Source organism: Methanospirillum sp. (genome assembly GCF_035560735.1).
Lineage (GTDB): Archaea > Halobacteriota > Methanomicrobia > Methanomicrobiales > Methanospirillaceae > Methanospirillum.
This window is the reverse complement of sequence record NZ_DATMYY010000086.1, coordinates 1-2,212: the sequence shown is the minus strand read 5'-3', so window position 1 is coordinate 2,212 and position 2,212 is coordinate 1. Positions and strand designations below refer to the sequence as shown.

General features: G+C 41.3%; 3 protein-coding genes. 1 reads left to right on the top strand and 2 read right to left on the bottom strand.

Annotation, left to right across the window (positions count from 1 at the left end; genetic code table 11):
* Positions 1–735 (bottom strand): DUF2156 domain-containing protein (locus VN429_RS02685; RefSeq protein WP_325629514.1); only part of this gene is annotated, 735 nt, incomplete at its 3' end.
* Positions 725–1,162, bottom strand: coding sequence for a GNAT family N-acetyltransferase (locus tag VN429_RS02680; RefSeq protein ID WP_325629513.1), 438 nt, complete (start codon positions 1,160–1,162; stop codon positions 725–727). The genes VN429_RS02685 and VN429_RS02680, both read right to left, overlap by 11 nt.
* Before the next feature lie 135 nt (positions 1,163–1,297).
* Between VN429_RS02680 and VN429_RS02675 the strand changes: the two genes are divergently transcribed.
* Positions 1,298–2,212: phosphate uptake regulator PhoU (locus VN429_RS02675; RefSeq protein ID WP_325629512.1), on the top strand; the 915-nt coding region annotated here is incomplete at its 3' end.

Sequence of the window (2,212 nt, the reverse complement as noted above, 5' to 3'; positions counted from 1 at the left end):
TCCTTCGCAATCAGGCATGCCTTTTTCATAATGAACAACTGCTGTACGGGGATTAAGCTCTTCGTAAATAGCAATACCACCAATTTCACCGTGAGGTTTTACAGCTATCCCTTCAAACCCTAGTTGATCAAATACCTCAAGTGATTCCCAAAGCGCTTCTTTCTCGTGTTTAAGAATTGTATACTTATCACATTCCTTCCACTGACACCACCGCTTGAGAAATTCCTTCACCTCGTCAAAATTTTCGTTGGTTATTCTTTCCACAGTTGAAGGACATTTCTTTCTGAACTTATGGAGTTGTTTTCTTATCATCAGGTATGGCTTTCCTTCAAGGGTTGCAAGATCTGAAGTTTCATAGACATAATCAAAAAAATCGCGATCAGCCTTTAACCGTAGATCTGGTCTGACCTGTTGCACCCATTCAAACTGCCAGGGCTCAAGGACAAGGAACGGCGCCTGTTTACCTGTAGAAAGCGCAAGATCGATAACGGCATTCAGGAGGTCCGTATTTTTTGGCCCTATCGGACAGCGGAGTGAGGTGTAAGAATCAGTGCTCCCCCTGATTATCAGACACTCTTCCACCACTGCTATCTCATAATTACCATAATTCCGCCAACAATATAGAGTACCAAAGGTATTTTCTGAATGTTCTATAGGATACCGTGAGTAAAAATCATCAAAGATCTTTTTATCTTCAAGCGTGAGCGGGTGGAAATCATCATCGTCAAGTCTCATACTGACCATCCGGATTATATGTTAAAAAGATCTTGCCCTTATTACTGATAAAACCTGATTTTTTATAAAATGCAGTGGTACCAGGTTCTGCTACCAAAAAAAGAGAAGATAGTCCTGCACATTTCGCTTGCTGGATTATAAAATCAAGAATACCCATTCCAATACCCAACCCGCGCTTTTCAGTGAGAACGCAGAGATCATGGATATATCCAGTGAAAATTTGATCTGAGATAACTCTTCCCATTGCAACAGCCTTACCGGTCCTAGAATCGATCCCGACGGCAAAGATAAAACTACCTCTGATAAGTGGGGCTATGCCTGTAGGATCATAATAATTTCTCCACCATCCAGCAGACTGGTAGAGGGCAATTATTTCATCTTCTTTCCATGCCCTGACAACCTGAAACAAAACAGGTGCTGTTGCCATACAACTATTTGGCAATACTTCCCTTATACAATGTAAAGGTCCTTTTGATATCTCACCATCCGGATACAATAGATCACACATATTTCGGATTCTCTATATGGGTTCAGAGGAAACTATACGTAAAGGATCAGAAATATGGAAATTCGACGCGTGCAGATGACGGGAGGCTCCTCCTATGTAATTACCCTTCCCAAAAATTGGGTTGAATCACTGCATATCAAGAAGAATGATCCCCTCGGTGTCCTTATTCAGCCAGATGGAACCCTGATGGTCACCAGAAATATAAATGGAGATCAGATACAGCGTGTTAAGGAGATTACAGTTGATCAACAAACGGAACCTGACTTTTTTCTTCGCCTTTTAATCGGTACCTATATTGCAGGATATAGCACCATCAGGATTACCACCAAAGATCGGATTCCGGGTCAGATAAGGGTTAAACTTCGTGAATTTTCTAGTATGGTGATAGGCCCGGAGTGCGTCGAAGAGACTGATCAATCCATTCTTCTCAAAGATCTTCTCAATCCTCTTGAGATGCCATTTGAGAATTCTCTTAAACGGATGTTTGTAATTGTAAAAGGGATGCATCATGATGCTATTGAGGCGCTGCTAAAAGATGATCCTGCACTAGCAGAAGATGTAATGGACAGGGATAACGATGTTGATCGGCTCTTCTGGCTGATAGCAAGGCAAACCAACATGATCATGCAGAATATTCATCTTTCCAGAAAGATGAATACCACAATCGTTAGAATGTTGCCCCACTTTCAGGTAGGGAGGATTATGGAGAGGGTAGGAGATCATGGAGTTCGCATTGCACATAATACCAGAAAGATATCATCCAGCGATGTGGGTCCAGAAATTTCTACACATATACAAAAAGCATCAGATGCAGCAATACAGGCTTTTGAAAAAAGTGTCGAGGCTTTTTTTACTCACGATCTCAAAAAAGCTAACCGGATGATCGAGTCTATTCATCAACTTGAAGAAAATTATAATCTCATCAATTCAGAGATTCTTTCACTTCCTACCACTGTTGCGGTACCTATT

Bases quoted from the DNA above. Each gene is read 5' to 3' on its own strand.
- VN429_RS02680 (WP_325629513.1), bottom strand. From the start codon at position 1,162: ATGGCAACAGCACCTGTTTTGTTTCAGGTTGTCAGGGCATGGAAAGAA.